Here is a 17,127-nt window from a genome sequence, read left to right as displayed (position 1 = left end):
GGTAGAAACTCTCCCCTGTCCGGGGGTGGGTTGGCTGCTCGCTGGCAGCCTCAGGCTGCCCCACCCCCGAGCGGTGGAATAAAGACTAGCTCATCGTCTTCCTGCAGCACCCGGTCCGCGGGGACATATTCGCGATTCACTGCGCACAGCGAGCGCTCCAGGATTGGCTGCAAGCGGGAATGGCGAGCACTAAGCAAGGCCCGTGCTCCAGCGACGTCGGTCCCCTCGGGCACCGTCAGAGTCTCGGCATCCTGACCCACGATCTCGCGCAATCCCGCAAAGTAGCGTACACGGATCTTCATGCCAAGAGTATATCACGCTGTTCACGCGACTGTACAGCCAGGCACAGCTGTTCAGCTCAGCTTTGAGCAGCGGCACGCCGCATGATGAACTCGGCCAACGTTCGCACCGCGACCCCCGTGGCTCCCTTCTCTTGATAAGGCTTGGGGCTGTCCACAAAGCTCGTGCCGGCGATGTCCAGATGCGCCCAGGCTGCCGAACCGGCGAAGTGTTCCAGGACCTTGGCGGCAGTAATCGAGGAGGCGGGACGTCCCCCTGTCTGCTTGATATCTGCCACCTCACTCTTAATCTGCTCGCCGTACTCATCGTCCAGTGGTAGACGCCACAGCTTCTCTCCCACAGCCTCGCCCGCGGCAATAAGTTCTTCGCTCAAACGCGTATCATTGCTGAAGAGACCCGTGTAGACATGTCCTAGGGCCACCACGATGCCGCCGGTGAGCGTCGCGACATCGATGATTGGGGTCAGTCCCTCGCGCGCAGCGTAGGACATGGCATCGGCCAGGATAAGCCTTCCCTCTGCATCCGTATTGACGATTTCAATGGTCTTGCCGTTCATGATACGCAAGATATCGCCTGGTCGGTAAGAGTGCCCATCAGGCATATTCTCGCTGGTAGGAACGAAGGCCGTCACATTCAGGGCTGGTTTAAGGCGAGCGATTGCCTGGATCGCCCCCAACACGGCGGCGGCTCCGGCCATATCGCCCTTCATGGTCACCATACCATCGGCGCTTTTCAAAGAGAGGCCGCCGCTATCGAAAGTGATCCCTTTGCCGACCAGAGCCAGGCCACCCGCCTGCTCTGGCGCGCCGCGATAGCGCAGAATAGCCAGGTAGGGCGGTTCACTGCTCCCGCGCGAGACGGCCAGCAAGCCCCCCATGCCCAGCTCTTCCATCTGGGGACGTTCCAGCACCTCATAGGCCAGGCCCCATGTTTCGGCCATGCTGCGGGCGCGGCGCGCCAGCTCGCCGGGCGTCAGAATATTGGGGGGCTCGTTAACCAGATCGCGCGCGAAGTTGGTCGCCTCGGCCAAAATGCGACCCCGTTGAAGGGCAGCCTCAAGCGTGCTGCTATCGTAAGCTCTCTGCGCTAGCCCAACCTGCAACAGCAGCTCGCGGATCGCCGATTCGTACTCTCTCCCTCCATCGCTACGATAGCGACTGAAGCGGTAGAGTCCGAGAAGGAAGCCTTCTACCTGGGCTTGCAGGGCTGCCAGCGTTGTCAATGCCTGCGGCGAGCCTGGTGCGGGCTGAAGGCTGGTTACATCGATGGCCAGAACCACACGCCGCGCGCCTTTCTCCTGGAGCTGGCGGGCCAGGGTTGCGCAGGCCCGACGCAGGGTCCGCGTTGCATCGCGCTCCAGATCGCCAAGCCCGAGCACAATCACACGCCTGGCGGCTAACTTGCCCGGCGCATAGAAAGTCGTAATCTCCCCGCTGTAGCCTTTGATCTCGCCGCGGGTGCAGCTTTCCAGCAGCAGGCCCTCCAGACGGGCATCCACCAGTTGTCCAGGGGCACTCAGACGGGCCTGCTCGCTCCCACGGGGACGACCTGCGCTCACCACGAGCGCATCGCAGGCAATCTCTGTGACAGACTCATTAGTCAGCCGAAGATCGAGTTCTACAGTCTCCACAATCTCACTGGCTCCTTTGCACAAAAGTCAACATCTTATGAGGCCCAGGAATCTAGCAAGCGCTCAACCAGATCCAACAACTGACGCGGCTTAAAGGGCTTCAATAAGTACTCATCGTAGCCACTGGGACCAGAGCTGCGGGCCTCATCGGGAGGGTAGGCCGTGACAGCCACGATTGGCACTCTCTCCATGCCCGGGCGGGAGCGGATCAATTGAGCCGTGCGCTGCCCGTCGAGGACGGGCATCAGCAGGTCCGTGAGGATCAAATTGACCTGCACCCGCTCCAGCAGGTCCAGCGCTTCGCGGCCATGCGTCACTGAAAGGCAGCGGTAGCCGCGGGAAGAGAGGACCTTCTCTAGCAGAAGGCGGTCAGAAGGGTCATTCTCGATAATCAGAATTGTGGCTTCACGTCCTGTGGAAGATGCACCGGTATCCATCGTCATCGACCGTCACTGTCATCCTAGATGCTCGTCTTGGAGAAACTAGATGTGGCTGGCGTGGGCGGAGCAGACAGCATTGACCTGACTGCTCGTGCGGACTCATGAGCGGCTCTGGAGCTTCGGGCTGGCTGCCAGGGGAAGTACAAAAGAAAAAATCGAGCCGCGCCCCGGCATACTTTCCACGAAGACCTCACCACCCTGCAGCTCTACGAGCTTGCGGGCAATGGTCAGGCCCAGGCCAGTGCCTCCAAACTTGCGCGCTGTGCTACTATCGGCCTGGCGGAATGCTTCGAAGATGTATTCCAGCGCTGCCGGCGAGATACCGATCCCGCTATCATGCACAGCAATACGCAGCATATCATAGCGTTCCAGGAGACTGCAACGGATCGTAATGCCGCCGCGCTCGGTGAACTTAATGGCGTTCGAGACCATATTGACCAAGACCTGGCGCAGGCGATAACTATCGGCCAGAACCCGCGGCAGCTCCTCGGGCAGCTCCAGCTGCAAGGTCAAATCGCGGGCGAAAGCCAAGGGCCTCAGTTGATCCACCACCTCGCGCAAGCAGCCCTCAATAGCCAATGGCTCAAGGCGCACCTCCAGGCGGTCGGCCTCGATCTTCGAGAGATCAAGCATGTCATCAACCAGGTGCGAGAGATCCTCGGCCCGGCGGATCATGAAGCGGATATGCTCTTCCTGCTCCGGCGTCAGCGTTCCCTCGACAAAGCCATCTACCAGCAACGAGCCATAGCTGATAATACTGTGCAGGGGAGCGCGTAGCTCGTGGGTGACCGTGGCCAGGAACTGTGACTTCAACTGATTCGCGCGTTCCAGGGCGACATTCTTCTCCTTGACCTCGGCGAAGAGCAGGGCATCCTGAATGGCCATGGCGGCCTGGATGGCCGCCGTGCTCAACAGGAAGGTATCGCGCTGAGTCAGTTGGTAGGGACGCTCGGAGTAGAGCATAATCGCCCCGATCGTCTCGTCTTGCAGCAGCAGGGGTGTGGCGATCACCGCCCCATAGCCAGCCTCTAGCGCCAGCCGCGCCCAGCGCTCCTGGCGCTCCTGGTAGATAGCCTGCACGTCCTCTCCATAGGCGATTTTCTGTTTCTGCATAGCCATACGAGCAAGCAACAGATCCAGCTCGCGGAGCGCCTCATGAGGGATGCGGGGGTGAGGAGGCTCCACGCGAGCAACGGCGGCCTGCAGGCGTGGTGGACGGATCACTCGCCGCCGGGGGGCCGGGGGTGTCGGGCGTGGTAGCGCCGCCATTTTCGTAGTAGCTGCCAGCGTGATATCAGCGCGTGGGTCAGTATAGACGCGTACCTGACCCTGACGCGACGTCTCGCCAGTCAAAGGCTCGCTGCGCGGGGGATCGTTGCTCCACAAAGCCACCGCCCACGGGGCGGGCTGATCCCGCCCATAGAGCAAGAGCGAGACCTGGCGCACCTGCATAATGACCCCGAGGCGAGCAACGATCTCGGCTAGGAGATGCTCCAGATTGAGCGTTGAAATCAGGGCATCGCTCATGCTCAGCAGGTCGCTCAGCTGGCGTGTCAGTAAGCGACTTTCAGCATCCTGATGCGCCAGGGCCGAGGCGAGCTGCTGAAAAGCCTGAGAGAGCGCTCCTAACTCGTCGCCTGGAGACAAAGTCGAGGGGGACCCTGACGGCGTGGCGGAAGGCGTGCGAGGAGGCAGTGAGAGTGGCAGGTGTAGCCCCTGTTCTGCCCGGCTCAGTAGCTGAGAGAGAGGGCGACTGATGAGCTGGCGAACCACAATGCTGAGGAGTAGGAAGCCCGGGGCGCAGGTAAAGAGCAGCAAAGAAGCAAGTGCCAGCCAGACATGGGGCAAAGCCGTCTGATGAGCTGAGAAATAGGAGAGCAGAGGCCAGCTCAGGGCCAGGAACAGGCTCAGGCAAAGGAGGCAGATCAAGCCCGCCGCCAGAATCAGTTTAGCGCCCAAAGAATGCACCATCGCACGCATGCGAGCACAAGCCTCAGCAATAGATAAGGGGAGGGCGGGGTCCTCCCCTCCACGGACCGCGCCGGCAGAAGAGCTGGTGCTGGCCTGGCCAGCACCAGCGACATGAGCAGCACGACGAGGTGGCAGTCAGCTCCACTGAAGGGAGGCTGCAGCCCCTCATCAATCAGAAGGACGTCCAGGCCGGCAAGACCATGAGTGGTCCTGTTCTGCTTGTTTTGCTGACCGTCACTTGCAAGTGGACCTACCTGCCCACGCCCCGCCCTCCTTTCAGGCTCCTTTATTATAACGGATGAGAGGGAGCCTGTGTTAGCGGGGTGACCGGTGTGCCAGCTCTGGCTGGGGCGGTATCATCCTCGATATGCTCTACATAGCCGCTGCGGAGCAAGCGAGCCACAGTACAGGCCACATCTTGCTCATCGCGGTGGACGAGGCGAGCGATCTCGCTCAGGCTTCGTTTCCCATTCAGCAGCAGAAAGACCAGGCGTTCGCGGCGATCGAGCTGAGAAATAATTTCGGGCCTGGCCGCCTCGGGAAGCGCACGAAAATAGACATCGGAGTGCAGCTCACCTCGCATCGCCGTGTCCGCGGCAGCGGCGCGCTCCAGCCTCGAGGAAGAAGCAGCGGCAGGCGAGGTCAGCAAGATCGGTGCGGCGCGTGTCGCGGCATGCTTCAAATATTTACTGAGACCCCAAGCTCGTAGCATGACATCCCTCCTAACCTATTCAGTTCGCACTGCGAATCCGCCCCTGGTTCTTGAGAAGTGCCTGGGACCCACCACTACTACATTATACTCGTAACGCCTAGGTAGAAGGCTGGTTGGCGTAGGCTACAGTCGTCTATAGCAGGCTGCGGCGGAGGACGGTGAGAGGAAAGAGGCCAGCGGACAGCAAAAGAGGCGAGCGAGGGCTGCCGGTAATGCCGCAGGGCAGGATGACGCAGGGAGACAGGTGGACGAAGAGAGCATCCCGCCATGAATAGCGCCAACAGTGAGAGCAGCGGCAGGGCAAGGGATGCCAGCGATGGCCAAGGAGACAGAAGGGCAAGAACATCGTGTGGAGTGATGCGCCCTTCCCTGCCTGGCTGACAGTGCCGGATCATCACTTTCCTGCGGCGGAGTTACTTAGAGCCGGCCCCTCGCTCTAACGCCTTATAGTGTTCCCGGAACGACTGACGCGCGCGTGACAGATACATCTTCACGCCGCTCTCGGCGATGTTGAGGGCCTGAGCGATCTCACTGTAAGAGAACCCTTCCTGAGTATAGAGCAGCAAGGCAGCCCGATATTGCTGGGGCATACGTCGCAGGGCGGCGCGCACCAGCTCAGTCGTCGTATAGACCTCCTGTGGATCAGCGCTCTCTACATCGGCTGGCTCGTGATCGAGATCCTGCCAGGGAAGCCAGGCGATCAGCTTCTTACGGCGCAGAGCGTCGTAAGCCGTATTGGTCGCAATGCGATAGAGCCAGGCCGACACCTTGAGATTGCTGTCCATCTTCGGCAGAGCGCGGAACGCCTTCAGGAAGGTATCCTGAGTCAGGTCATCGGCCTGCTCGCGATCGCCTACCAGATGGTACACATAATTATAAATAGATGTTTTATACTCGTCGTAGATCTGATCGAAAGACCAGGTCCTCTCTTTCGTTTCCGCCCTAGCCATGCGCGACATCCCTTCGATGTTGACTATAGCTAGAATCTCGTTGTCCCTCGCTCATAGCCAGAGCCTGCCGGGGCAGGGTCAAGCATGGGGGAGGAACGGGAAACCTACACCTTAGTAGCATTGCGCTATTCACACTGCTGCTCTCGTATGCTGTTTATCATGTTAGCATATTGAGCGGGTTCGTTGAAAACGGTTCTGTTTATGTTAGTACTATTTGGGGGGCGGCCTCTTTTGCCAGCGAGGGGCAATTATGATACCATAACAGCAGCAGGAATCAGCCATTGGAAGAGAGTTCGATCTCCACAAAGCTAGCTAACGAAGGAAGGAAGAGAAGAGAGCATGTCCACGGTTGCAGGGGGGCTAGAGCATGGATCTGAGCCGGTGCAGCGTGTCCGTCCTCTCTGGTGGCAGGAAGACGAGCGGGGCTGTGCCCTGATGTTACTGGACCAGACGCTCTTGCCGCAGCAGGTAGTGTACAGTCGGCTAGAAGATGAGCGGCAGGTAGCAGAGGCAATTAAAACCTTGAAGGTGCGGGGTGCGCCTGCCATTGGCATGGCGGCGGCCTTTGGCCTGGTCTTAGCGCTCAGGCGTCTGCTGGCAGAGCGGGGGGACGAGGCTAGTCTCGCCGAGGTTCTGGCCAGACTGGAGGAGGCTGGAGTCTTGCTTGCTGCCACCCGCCCCACCGCGGTCAATCTCAGCTGGGCCATTCGTCGTTTGCTTGGATGTGCTCGGCAGCTGGCCGGGGCTGGGTGCCGTCCTGGGGATTTGGGGCGCCGGCTCTTGGAAGAGGCGCAGGCCATTGCAGCGGAAGATCGGGCGGCCTGTCTGTGCATGGGCCGCTATGGCGAGGCTCTAATTGCCGATGGAGATCAGCTGCTGACCCATTGTAACACGGGAATTCTGGCCACTGCGGGCTGGGGCACGGCTCTGGCGCCGATGTATCTGGCCCATCGGGCGGGCAAGCGCATTCATGTCTTTGTCGACGAAACGCGCCCGGTGCTCCAGGGGGCGCGCCTCACTGCCTGGGAGCTGCAGCAGGAGGGTGTGCCTTTCACACTGATCACCGACAATATGGCCGGCTATTTCATGCGTCGGGGCCAGATCGCCGCCGTCTTTGTGGGAGCTGACCGCATTGCAGCCAATGGCGATGTCGCCAACAAGATTGGAACCTATAGTCTGGCAGTACTGGCTCAAGCGCATGGTATTCCTTTCTACGTGGTCGCTCCTTGTTCTACGATCGATCTCGATTTGCCTTCCGGGGAGGAGATTCCTCTTGAGCAGCGTGACCCGCGTGAGGTCACGGCTATCCGTGGCGTCTCCATCGCTCCCGACGGTATCTCTGTAGCCAATCCGGCCTTTGATGTGACCCCTCATACATATATAAGTGCTATTATTACCGAGAGAGGGGTTGCGCGCGCTCCGTACAGCGTAGCCCTGCGCGGCCTCTGTGCAGATGACCATCATCCTATCGAGAAGCAGGCAGAGAGGTAATGGAGACAGACGTTGTGCAGGCTGTGGCCCAGCATGCTGAGGAGACGCTGGGCAAGGAAGGTTTTCGCTACGTCAGCGCCGTTGTGGCAAACTGTAAGATGCTTGCGCTGGATCTGGAGGCTCGGGGGGATGAGGAGGCCGCTCATTTGGATATGGAGGCGCTGACGATCGCCGCCTATCTGCATGATATCTCGACGGCCACCTATGGCTTTCAGGACCACCATATCAAGTCTGCTGAGCTGGCCGTCGATTTCTTGCGCGAGCTGGATGTCCCCGAGGAGCGCATTCGCAAGGTGGAACAGATCATTCTGGCCCATACAACGGTGGTGCCCGCCGAGCAGCGTCGCAAGGTTCCTCTGGAGACGCGCATCCTCTACGATGCCGATAAGCTGGGGCGCCTCAGTGGGCTGGCCGTGGTGACTTCGCTCATCGAGTTCGGCGCGCGCTATCCCAATCGAGCGGTGACCAGTGAGGTGCTGGCGGCGATCCTGCGCCACATTGAGGAGCGCTTTGTGGAGCTGTACCAGTCGCTCAATACGGCCCCTGCTCGCGAGCTGGCCCGTGATAAGTTCGGAAAGACCCTGGCCTTCCTGGATGGGGTCATTGAGCATCTGAGCGGGGCCACACCTGTCTGAGCGACGCTTGCCCACTCTTTCTAATTGGGGCTGACTGGTTGGTGGACGAGCACCACAGCAGGTTTCTCTCTCCACCGCTAGCTCGCCGGTGTACTGGTGCTCGTCAGCCAAAGACTGATTTCTTTCTCGCATGGAGGTTGTGAGGACGTGTCGTCGTCTATCCTCGTTGTCGGCTCGGTGGCCCTGGATACGGTTGAGACTCCCTTCGCCAAAGTCGAAGAAGTGCTCGGGGGGGCCGCTTCCTATTTCTCAACGGCGGCTTCCCTCTATAGCCCAGTCAATCTAGTGGCGGTAGTCGGTACTGATTTCCCCCAGGAATATCTGGAGTTTTTCCGCCGCCGGGCCATCAATCTCGCCGGCTTGCAGGTGCGCCAGGGTCGCACTTTCCGCTGGTTCGGTCGCTACCATCTCGATATGAACGTGCGCGACACGCTTGATACACAGCTTGGCGTGTACGCTGATTTCCATGCAGTCATTCCCCCTGAATACCGCGATAGCTCACTGCTCTTCCTGGCTAACATCCAGCCCGGCCTGCAGCAGGAGGTGCTGGATGCCATGCCGCGAGTCCGTCTCTCTGTCTTGGACTCGATGGATCTCTGGATCAATACGGCGCGTCCTCAGCTCACAGAAGTAATGAAACGCGTCGATATCATGTTGATGAGTGAGGAGGAGCTGCGCCTCTACACCGGTTGCTCAAGCGTGGTGGCCGGAGCCCGCCAGCTCTTCAACCTGGGCCTGAAGTACGTGATTGTGAAGCAGGGCAGCTATGGCGCCTTACTCTTCGGTCAGGATGGTAGCTATTTTAGTGCCCCCGCCTATCCTCTGGAGGAGGTGGTAGATCCAACCGGCGCCGGCGACGCCTTCGCCGGGGGCTTGTTGGGCTACCTGTCAACGGTGGAACCGGGGCCAGATGGCCACTATCGCTTTGAGGACCTGAAACGCGCGGTGGTGCACGGCAATATCCTCGGTTCCTTTGTCTGCGAGGATTTCAGTATCCGCCGCCTGCAGCAGTTGACGCTGGCAGATGTCGCCGCCCGCTATCAGACGCTGGTGGCCTGCTCGCACTTTGATCCCAATTGGTTACCTTCGCACTCGTCGGAGACCTCTACCGCGGGCTGAGTAGAAGGCTATGCCCCGCCTGCAGGTGAGCCGTGGCCTGAGCTGGCTAGAAGCTATCTGCAGCTCGCAGGCGGGCGCAGGAGCGAAGAAGCAACTTTCACAAGATCACTAACTACACTACAGGAGAAGAAGGGAAAGAGGGTCTATGACCACATCGACACAGGGAGATGTTAAGGACCGCTCGCTGGCCCCGCGCGGAAAGGAGCGCATCGAATGGGCCGCGAGGGATATGCCCGTGCTGCGCCTCATCCGCGAGCGCTTTAGCCGGGAGCAGCCGCTGAAAGGTATCCGCATGGCGGGCTGCCTGCATATCACAACAGAGACGGCCAATCTGGCCCTGACGCTGCAGGCTGGGGGCGCCGATCTGGTGCTCTGCGCCTCTAATCCGCTGTCGACACAGGATGACGTGGCCGCGGCCCTGGTCTGCGAATATGGGATTCCAACCTTTGCCATTAAGGGCGAGGATGAGGAGACCTACTATCGTCATATCCATGCGGCTCTTGATCATCGCCCGCAGTTGACGATGGACGATGGCTGCGACCTGGTCTCAACCCTCCATAGTAGCCGCAGCGAGCTGCTCGGGCAGGTGATTGGTGGGATGGAGGAGACGACGACCGGGGTGATCCGCCTGCGCAGTATGGAGAAGCAGGGGGTGCTCAAGTACCCGGTGCTGGCTGTCAACGAGTCGAACACGAAGCATCTCTTTGACAATCGCTACGGTACCGGGCAGAGCACACTCGATGGCATCATTCGGGCGACCAACCTGCTGCTGGCCGGACGGACGATTGTCGTCCTGGGTTACGGCTGGTGTGGGCGTGGTGTAGCCGCTCGTGCGCGGGGCCTGGGAGCCAACGTCGTGGTCACGGAGGTCGACCCAATTCGCGCGCTGGAGGCGGTAATGGATGGCTTCCGCGTGCTGCCCTCCCTGGAAGCGGCCACCATCGGCGATATCTTTATCACTGTGACGGGCAACCTCAATGTAATCGACCGTCCTCACCTCGAACGTCTCAAGGACGGGGCCGTGCTGGCCAATTCTGGTCATTTCAATGATGAGATCAATATTCCCGAGCTGGAGAAGCTGGCCGTGCGTAAGCGGCGTCTCCGCGATTTCGTCGATGAGTATACCTACGCCGACGGGCGCCAGGTCTATTTGCTTGGTGAAGGACGCCTGATCAATCTGGCCGCCGCTGAGGGCCACCCGGCCAGCGTCATGGATATGAGCTTTGCCAACCAGGCCCTGGGGGCCGAGTATATGCTCAAGCATGCCAGCGAGCTGCAGCCGCGGGTCTATACGCTGCCGTTGGAGATCGACCAGGATATCGCACGCCTCAAGCTGAAAGCTATGAACGTCGCCATCGATACGCTGACATCCGAGCAGCAATCGTATCTCAATTCCTGGGAGGCGGGTACCTGAGCCTGAGCCATTGGGGGGGGCCTCGGGCCTTCTGGCCCGCTCTCTTGACAGTCAGCAGCATTCTTCGATATACTGAGAAAAACCCGACCTGTTCTGGACAGAAGGCATCAGCATCTGTGGTGCCTTGTCCAGCGTCCGCTTACTAGACAGCACACCTACAATTGAATACGTTCGCGTGAGATCTGCTCTCATCCAGAGAGGTGGAGGGAAACGGCCCGATGAAGCCCGGCAACCCATCTGCCGCCGTGGCCACTGCCCGCGCAGCAGGAAGGGTGCCAATTCCGGCGGAACGTTCCGCAAGATGAGGGGGATAAGCAAGGTGACGTTGCTAGACCCCTGCTTGCCAGGGGTCTTTTTGTGCCTTACGCACCGCTGCAACCACTGCATCGATCCCCACATCGCTTGTCTCCTTAAGGTAGTGTGTGTGAATGACCTGCTCGATTAGCAGGCAGATAAAGAGAAAAGAAGCGGCAGAGAGTGCCAGTTTTCTCGTCAGGAGGAATGTGTTCGGTGAGCAATACCATGAGCAGCTTCATGAGCAGCCCAAAGTTGTTCTTTACCAGCGAATCGGTGACCGAGGGGCATCCCGACAAGCTGTGCGACCAGATTTCGGATGCCATCCTCGACGCCATTCTGGCCCAGGACCCTCTGGCACGAGTCGCCTGCGAGGCGGCGACTACCACCGGTCTGGTCCTGATCGCCGGTGAGATCACGACCTCTGCCTGGGTTGATATGCCCGCAGTGGTGCGCAAGACGATCGAGCAGGTTGGCTATGTTAATGCCGAATATGGTTTTGACTATCGCACCTGTGGTGTGGTGACCTCCATTGGCAAGCAGTCCCCTGATATCGATCTGGGGGTGAGTCGTTCGGCTGAAGTCAAGAGCGGCCTGGTGCTGACCGATGATGAGCTGGAGCAGATTGGCGCTGGCGACCAGGGTATGATGATCGGCTTTGCCTGTAATGAGACGCCCGAGCTGATGCCGTTGCCGATCAGTCTGGCCCACAAATTGACCCATCAGCTGGCGCAGGTGCGACGACGCTCGTGGGCTGGTGATGGGCCAATGCCCTATCTACGGCCCGATGGCAAGAGCCAGGTCACCGTCCAGTATGCGTATGGGCGTCCGGTTCGCGTTGATACGGTCGTGGTCTCAACTCAGCATGCTGAGTATGTCGATCAGGAACAGATTCGCCAGGATGTCCTGGAGTATGTGATCAAGCCGGTAATTCCATCTCATCTGCTCGATGAGCGGACGCGCATTCTGGTCAATCCTACAGGCCGTTTTGTCATTGGGGGACCGATGGGCGATGCTGGTCTGACGGGGCGCAAGATTATTGTCGATACATACGGCGGTATGGCGCGTCACGGTGGTGGAGCCTTCAGCGGTAAAGATCCCACCAAGGTTGATCGCTCTGCGGCCTACATGGCCCGCTATATTGCGAAAAATCTAGTAGCTGCCGGTCTAGCGGATCGTCTGGAGCTACAGATCTCCTACGCCATCGGGGTGGCGCGTCCTCTCTCGCTCTTTGTCGATACCTTTGGCACTGGGCGAGTCTCGAACGAGGAGCTGGTCCGGCTCATTAATGAGCATTTTGATCTTCGCCCGGCGGCTATTATTCAGAAGCTGAATCTGCGCCGTCCGATTTATCGCCCCACAGCGGCTTACGGACACTTCGGACGTACCGATATCGACGCTCCCTGGGAGGCGCTCGATATGGTGCCAGCTTTGCGCCGGAGCGTAGGTGCCAGCGTCGAAGACGGATCGCCAGCCTCGCAGCAGCCGCCACAGTCGCGCGCTGGCGAGGCTGCCGAGATTAACTGAAGGCAGCCTTGTCACGGCTGATCTGGGCCTGCAAGCTCACTTGTCTGGGGGGGCGGTGCAGTGGGGCCTGTGGGGAGCAAGCTCGCGTGGCTTCGTCTCTTCCTCTGGCTGTGGCGGCACAGGGGGAGGTCGCGAACGAGCGAGGGGAGGGACGCGAATGCTTACTTTTCCCCACAATCTGCCTCTGCTGTGATTGCCCCCTTGCTTCTCGCTTCCGCTGGTCTTCGTTCTCTTCCTCTCCTCTGGTCTGGCAGCTTGCTCCCCTGAGCTTGGGTGGCCTCACAAGCAGGTGCTTGCCAGCAGGCTATCGCCTCTTGTCCTGCTTTGTGCTATGATGTATGCCACATGGCTTCTGGCCTGACCCTTCGGCAAATCATAGTAACCCTGAAAGGAAAGTGAGTCGCTGCGATGGACTTTTCGCTCAACGAGGAGCAGCTTGCCATTCGCAATACCTGTCGTGAGTTCGCCGAGCAGGAGATCAAGCCGCGTGCGGAAGAGATGGATCGCACGGGGGAGTTCCCCTACGACCTGATCCGTAAGATGGGCGAGCTGGGGCTGTTGGGGCTGCCGTTTCCCGAGGAATATGGTGGAGCAGGAGCTGATTTCCTCTCGTATTGTATTGCGATCGAGGAGATCGCCCGTGGCGATGCCGCAGTGGCGATTACTATGGAGGCCCACACCTCGCTGGGGGCCATGCCTTTCTATCTCTTCGGGACGAAAGAGCAGAAGGAGCGCTACCTGCCGCCGTTAGCGAGCGGTCAGCAGCTGTGGGCCTTTGGGATGACTGAGCCAGAAGCCGGCTCCGATGCCGGCAATCCCCGTACGCGCGCTGTCCTGCGTGATGGCCACTGGCATATCAACGGCTCCAAGGCTTTCATTACCAACGCCGGCACTGACATTAGTGGCGGTGTGACCATTACGGCAGTTACCGGGACGCGGCCCGATGGTCGCAGTGAGATCACCAATCTCATTGTGCCACGTGGTACCCCCGGCTACATCATTGGCAATCCCTATCGTAAAATGGGCTGGCGAGCCTCCGATACGCGTCCCCTCACCTTTGAAGATTGTCAGGTGCCCGAGGAAAATGTGCTAGGCCAGCGCGGCGAGGGTTTCAAACAGTTCATGCAGATTCTCGATGGGGGTCGGGTGGCCATTGCGGCCCTCTCGGTCGGTCTGGCTCAAGCCTGCCTGGATGAGGCGCTTAGCTATGCCAAGCAGCGCCGGCAGTTTGGTCAGCCGATTAGCAAGTTTCAGGCCATCCAGATGAAGCTGGCCGATATGGCGATGGAGATTGAGCTGGCTCGGCTGATGTACTATAAGGCAGCCTGGTTACAGATGCAAGGGAAGCCCTATAGCGCTGAGGCCTCGATGGCCAAGCTCTTTGCCTCTGAGACCGCCAAGCGTGCGGCTGATCAGGCGGTGCAGATCCACGGTGGTTACGGCTTCATGGATGAGTACCCGGTTTCACGCTATTGGCGGAACGTCAAGGTTAATGAAATTGGTGAAGGAACCAGCGAGGTGCAACGCCTGATCATCGCCAAGCACCTCGGTTGCTGAGTCAAAGAGGGAGGCCCTGTCTCATTGGAGACAGACGGTACCTCCCTCACTTGCTGCGAGTCTCTGCAGGCTCTTTCCGCTCGTTATCAATGTCGATCTGGCTAGGCGGGCTGAGGGCTACTCGTGTGCTCAGGCTCTGACCGCCCGGTAGGCCGGCTTTGTCTTGAAGCTCCTCCTGCCCTGTCGTTCTGCTCAGATTCAGACTGGCTCACTCGTGGCCGCCGCCGCTGGCTGAGAGCGGCCAGTTGAACATGCGGATTGTGGCCAGTGGGCTTATAGGCGCCGATGTGCGGCTGGTTAATGGGTTAGGGGCATCGCTCCAGACAGCGCTGTTGCCATTGACGGCCACAAATGCGGCGCCGTTAAGCACCGACCCGACCTGGACAAATGAGTTTGACTCGACGTCGAACATGCCATAGGTATTGTTGTCGTCCTGCCAGAGGACGAAGGTGGCACCGCCCTGCAAGGCCGAGACATGGCTGATGGTGTTCAACTGACTAAAGGTGCCATCCGAGGTCGGCCCTAGGGAGAGCATATAGAGCGAGCCACTGATCAGGAAATCCAGCGAGGGCGGGTAGATGTTGGCGTTGGCCATCGGCGTGACGCTGGAGTTGAACGACAGCGTTGAGGTCGTCGATTGCGAGGCCGGCTGCGGGCTGGGACTGGCCGCTGGTGTCGGTGTGGCCAGGGCGGGGGTGCCGTCTAGCCCATCGTTTGTATTCAGCATGAAGAAGGTATGGCCTACTACCACGGGGCGGAACGAGCTGCCATCAGCCCGGAAGAGCCAGGTCTGTGGCTGCGTGTGCGGCAGCCAGCGACCCCGTGTGGGAGCACTTACTTCGATCTCTTGTCGTGTCCAGATATTGCTATGCAGGAGACCGGCGCTATCGAGCCACTCATCGGCCCAGAAGATGTCACTGCCATCAGCGGTGGCTGTCGGCGAGGTATAGATGTGTCCAGCTGGGGCGGAAGCCAGCTCGCTACGGCTGGCGACCTGACCGTTCTCCTGCAGGCTATAGAGCCAGAGGTGGGAAAGCCCGTGCTGGTCAAGGGAGGCCACCAGCAGGCCGTTCTCCAGAAACCAGATACCTGGTACCGGGGTGTGCACGATGCCCGCGGCCAGCGCAGGGTTAAAGACCCCGCTTAAGAGCTGCTGCGCGTGCAGCGACTCGGGGCCGGTCGCCGGGTCAACCACGGCGTAGAAGAGCTTCCAGGATCGCAGTCCTTCCGTCGCAGCATCGCGTGGCAAGCTGTTGTGCTGATTCTTCTTGGCCGAAGGCACGACCGGTGTGTCAGCGGCTGGCGGATCGTACTGGAGCCAGACGAGACGATTGTGGGAGCTGCCCAGGATGATCAGCGGACTGCTTTGGGTGCTGGGCAGCAACGGCTGACTGAGCTGAGTCTGGCGGTCCAGGCGCAAAAGCATCCATCCAGCGGGCGTGCTATCGTCGAAAGCGCTATAGTAGACGGCGTTGTCATCGGCGGCAGCGCTGACGATATTATGGTAGATGGTAGCGGTAGCGTAGCGCATCATCACCACATTCGTGGGATGATTGATGGCAGCCGGTGGGGGGATCGAGCCAGAAGAATGCTGAGCTAACAGCAGCACAGAGGTCAGACCGCCGGTGAGTAGAGCCAGTAAGAAGGTAGCGGCCACGGCCAGAGCAGCTAGCTGAGGCATGCGCGGGCGCCGCTGCACTCGCGGCGGTGTCTGGATAACCGGCAGTGGGCCAGTTTTGGCCGTTGAGAGCGTTGCCAACGGATCGCGTCCCGCCTCCTGCTCTAGTTGCTCCTGCATATAGGGTTTCAGGAAATCGGGAGGGGGCGGCGTACCAGGCAGGCCACGCCTCAGAAAACGTGCATGCTCAGCGGCCAAGGCCCGCATCAGCCGCTCGCGCATCTCAGGGGGCGGCTCGATGGCAGGCAGGCGCTGCAGACGGGCACCGACCAGCGTGAAGTCGGCCTGCGTCTGCCGGCAGTCTGGACAGGATTCCAGATGCTGCTCCAGCTCCTGTATGGTGGCCCGCGTCTCTTCATTTTGAAGCGCTGGCTGGGCCTCAGCTTCTTTCAAATCGCGATAGACCGCGAGAAGACCCCGCGCCTCTGTGCAATTCACTCTTCCCCCACCTCTTGTCGATACAGGCTAATAAAGCGCTCTCTTGCGCGCATCAGCCGCATTTTTACTGCTGAAGGACTGATATTGAGCATTTCTGCTATTTCTGCGCATGAGAAGCCATGATATTCATAGAGCCATAGGCAGACGGCGTACTTTGGAGGCAGTTGCCTCATCACGCGCTCGACCAGCTCGTGCTCAGCGACGCGGCTTTCGAAGCGACCGCCATCATAGCTTCCCCGCTCATAGAGCATAGTAGCGGCGCCTGGGCGTCCCTCGCTGCCGTCCTCGCTGCCGGAGAAACCATCACCCGTTGTACTGCCGGTCTCTGAGAGTACGCCGGCGCCGATGCCCCGGTCGTCGTTAAAGAGCGACAGAGGCAACCAGGAAATCAGGCGGCGGCGGCGGAGCGCATCGATGGCCGTATTTTCGGCGATATGATAGAGCCAGGAAGAGAGGGCGCCGGGGCGGACCACGGTGCCGGCCAGCAAGGCGCGGTAAGCTTTCACAAAGACGTCCTGGGCCAGATCGTAAGCCTGTTCCCGGTTCCCGATCATATGATAGATGAAATTCGTAATTGGCGTTTGATAGCGTTGAAAGATCGCCTCGAAGTCCGCCACATCCACGCTGCGGGCCTCGCCCTGGCTCGTCGTTGCTGCCTGGAGGGGGAGGGCCTGAGCGCTTGTCTCAGCCTCCTCGTCCGGCTCCGCCATATCCGTATCTTCCCCGGGTGAGTCGAGCTGAGCGGCCTGTTCCTCTTCAGGCAGGGCCATCTCTGGCTGATTCCCTCGAGTGGCATCCAGGATAGAGCGCCAGCCACCGTTCGTAGTGTAGAGACGGATAGAGGTATCCATTGGTTACATCAACCTTAGTGTTTCAGGAGATCGTGCTGGATGCGCACATGTATCATACTGCTCTCTTGCGAATTCGAATACAGCATAGCATATGGTTGTCATCGCTGCTATGAGGTAGGC

14 protein-coding genes and 1 riboswitch are annotated in these 17,127 nt (G+C 59.7%); of the genes, 6 read left to right on the top strand and 8 right to left on the bottom strand.

Annotated elements, in window-relative coordinates; genetic code table 11:
* Positions 1-50 precede the first annotated feature (50 nt).
* The 6 genes from moaD to KTAU_RS01445 all read right to left on the bottom strand — a co-directional run bounded on the left by moaD (position 51) and on the right by KTAU_RS01445 (position 6,003).
* Complete coding sequence (gene moaD / locus KTAU_RS01470; protein WP_112427938.1) at positions 51-302, bottom strand: molybdopterin converting factor subunit 1; 252 nt, start codon at positions 300-302, stop codon at positions 51-53.
* Positions 303-358: 56 nt separating this feature from the next.
* On the bottom strand, positions 359-1,930 hold the full coding sequence (locus tag KTAU_RS01465) for a leucyl aminopeptidase (RefSeq protein WP_170292972.1): 1,572 nt from the start codon (positions 1,928-1,930) through the stop codon (positions 359-361).
* A gap of 35 nt (positions 1,931-1,965) precedes the next feature.
* The gene (locus KTAU_RS01460; protein ID WP_151726699.1) at positions 1,966-2,373 is read right to left on the bottom strand and encodes a response regulator; all 408 of its coding nucleotides are present in this window, start codon (positions 2,371-2,373) and stop codon (positions 1,966-1,968) included.
* Between the two features lie 96 nt (positions 2,374-2,469).
* A complete protein-coding gene (locus tag KTAU_RS01455) occupies positions 2,470-4,350 on the bottom strand; it encodes a sensor histidine kinase (RefSeq protein WP_151726698.1) in 1,881 nt (626 codons plus the stop codon).
* Positions 4,351-4,630: 280 nt separating this feature from the next.
* Positions 4,631-5,053 carry a hypothetical protein gene (locus KTAU_RS01450; RefSeq protein WP_151726697.1) on the bottom strand — a complete coding sequence of 141 codons (423 nt, stop codon included), beginning with the start codon at positions 5,051-5,053 and terminating at the stop codon, positions 4,631-4,633.
* A 413-nt stretch (positions 5,054-5,466) separates the two neighbouring features.
* Positions 5,467-6,003, bottom strand: a complete 537-nt coding sequence (locus KTAU_RS01445; protein ID WP_170292971.1) for an RNA polymerase sigma factor — start codon at positions 6,001-6,003, stop codon at positions 5,467-5,469.
* A 339-nt stretch (positions 6,004-6,342) separates the two neighbouring features.
* Between KTAU_RS01445 and mtnA the strand changes: the two genes are divergently transcribed.
* The 6 genes from mtnA (at position 6,343) to KTAU_RS01415 (ending at position 14,040) form a co-directional block, all read left to right on the top strand.
* On the top strand, positions 6,343-7,494 hold the full coding sequence (mtnA, locus tag KTAU_RS01440; protein WP_151726695.1) for an S-methyl-5-thioribose-1-phosphate isomerase: 1,152 nt from the start codon (positions 6,343-6,345) through the stop codon (positions 7,492-7,494).
* A complete protein-coding gene (locus tag KTAU_RS01435) occupies positions 7,494-8,129 on the top strand; it encodes an HD domain-containing protein (protein WP_112427924.1) in 636 nt (211 codons plus the stop codon). The genes mtnA and KTAU_RS01435 overlap by 1 nt, the downstream gene beginning before the upstream one ends.
* A gap of 147 nt (positions 8,130-8,276) precedes the next feature.
* The gene (locus KTAU_RS01430) at positions 8,277-9,248 is read left to right on the top strand and encodes a PfkB family carbohydrate kinase (RefSeq protein WP_151726694.1); all 972 of its coding nucleotides are present in this window, start codon (positions 8,277-8,279) and stop codon (positions 9,246-9,248) included.
* Positions 9,249-9,393: 145 nt separating this feature from the next.
* The gene (gene ahcY / locus KTAU_RS01425) at positions 9,394-10,662 is read left to right on the top strand and encodes an adenosylhomocysteinase (protein WP_151726693.1); all 1,269 of its coding nucleotides are present in this window, start codon (positions 9,394-9,396) and stop codon (positions 10,660-10,662) included.
* Between the two features lie 185 nt (positions 10,663-10,847).
* A riboswitch (SAM riboswitch) is annotated at positions 10,848-10,970 on the top strand.
* A gap of 214 nt (positions 10,971-11,184) precedes the next feature.
* Positions 11,185-12,483 carry a methionine adenosyltransferase gene (gene metK / locus KTAU_RS01420; protein WP_353739777.1) on the top strand — a complete coding sequence of 433 codons (1,299 nt, stop codon included), beginning with the start codon at positions 11,185-11,187 and terminating at the stop codon, positions 12,481-12,483.
* Positions 12,484-12,891: 408 nt separating this feature from the next.
* On the top strand, positions 12,892-14,040 hold the full coding sequence (locus KTAU_RS01415) for an acyl-CoA dehydrogenase (RefSeq protein WP_151726692.1): 1,149 nt from the start codon (positions 12,892-12,894) through the stop codon (positions 14,038-14,040).
* A 208-nt stretch (positions 14,041-14,248) separates the two neighbouring features.
* Here the strand turns inward: KTAU_RS01415 and KTAU_RS01410 are convergent, their stop codons facing one another.
* Complete coding sequence (locus KTAU_RS01410) at positions 14,249-16,156, bottom strand: anti-sigma factor family protein (RefSeq protein WP_151726691.1); 1,908 nt, start codon at positions 16,154-16,156, stop codon at positions 14,249-14,251.
* Complete coding sequence (locus tag KTAU_RS01405; protein ID WP_151726690.1) at positions 16,153-17,007, bottom strand: RNA polymerase sigma factor; 855 nt, start codon at positions 17,005-17,007, stop codon at positions 16,153-16,155. The genes KTAU_RS01410 and KTAU_RS01405 overlap by 4 nt, the downstream gene beginning before the upstream one ends.
* Positions 17,008-17,127: the final 120 nt, after the last annotated feature.

It is taken from the genome of Thermogemmatispora aurantia, assembly GCF_008974285.1.
GTDB classification, from domain to species: Bacteria; Chloroflexota; Ktedonobacteria; order Ktedonobacterales; family Ktedonobacteraceae; genus Thermogemmatispora; species Thermogemmatispora aurantia.
Note: the sequence above shows the minus strand (reverse complement) of the source record. Positions and strands in the feature narration are given on the sequence as shown.

Bases quoted from the DNA above. Each gene is read 5' to 3' on its own strand.
- metK (WP_353739777.1), top strand. From the start codon at position 11,185: ATGAGCAGCTTCATGAGCAGCCCAAAGTTGTTCTTTACCAGCGAATCG.
- mtnA (WP_151726695.1), top strand. From the start codon at position 6,343: ATGTCCACGGTTGCAGGGGGGCTAGAGCATGGATCTGAGCCGGTGCAG.
- KTAU_RS01450 (WP_151726697.1), bottom strand. From the start codon at position 5,053: ATGCTACGAGCTTGGGGTCTCAGTAAATATTTGAAGCATGCCGCGACA.
- KTAU_RS01455 (WP_151726698.1), bottom strand. From the start codon at position 4,350: ATGCGTGCGATGGTGCATTCTTTGGGCGCTAAACTGATTCTGGCGGCG.
- ahcY (WP_151726693.1), top strand. From the start codon at position 9,394: ATGACCACATCGACACAGGGAGATGTTAAGGACCGCTCGCTGGCCCCG.
- KTAU_RS01415 (WP_151726692.1), top strand. From the start codon at position 12,892: ATGGACTTTTCGCTCAACGAGGAGCAGCTTGCCATTCGCAATACCTGT.
- KTAU_RS01445 (WP_170292971.1), bottom strand. From the start codon at position 6,003: ATGGCTAGGGCGGAAACGAAAGAGAGGACCTGGTCTTTCGATCAGATC.
- KTAU_RS01405 (WP_151726690.1), bottom strand. From the start codon at position 17,007: ATGGATACCTCTATCCGTCTCTACACTACGAACGGTGGCTGGCGCTCT.
- KTAU_RS01460 (WP_151726699.1), bottom strand. From the start codon at position 2,373: ATGACGATGGATACCGGTGCATCTTCCACAGGACGTGAAGCCACAATT.
- KTAU_RS01435 (WP_112427924.1), top strand. From the start codon at position 7,494: ATGGAGACAGACGTTGTGCAGGCTGTGGCCCAGCATGCTGAGGAGACG.
- moaD (WP_112427938.1), bottom strand. From the start codon at position 302: ATGAAGATCCGTGTACGCTACTTTGCGGGATTGCGCGAGATCGTGGGT.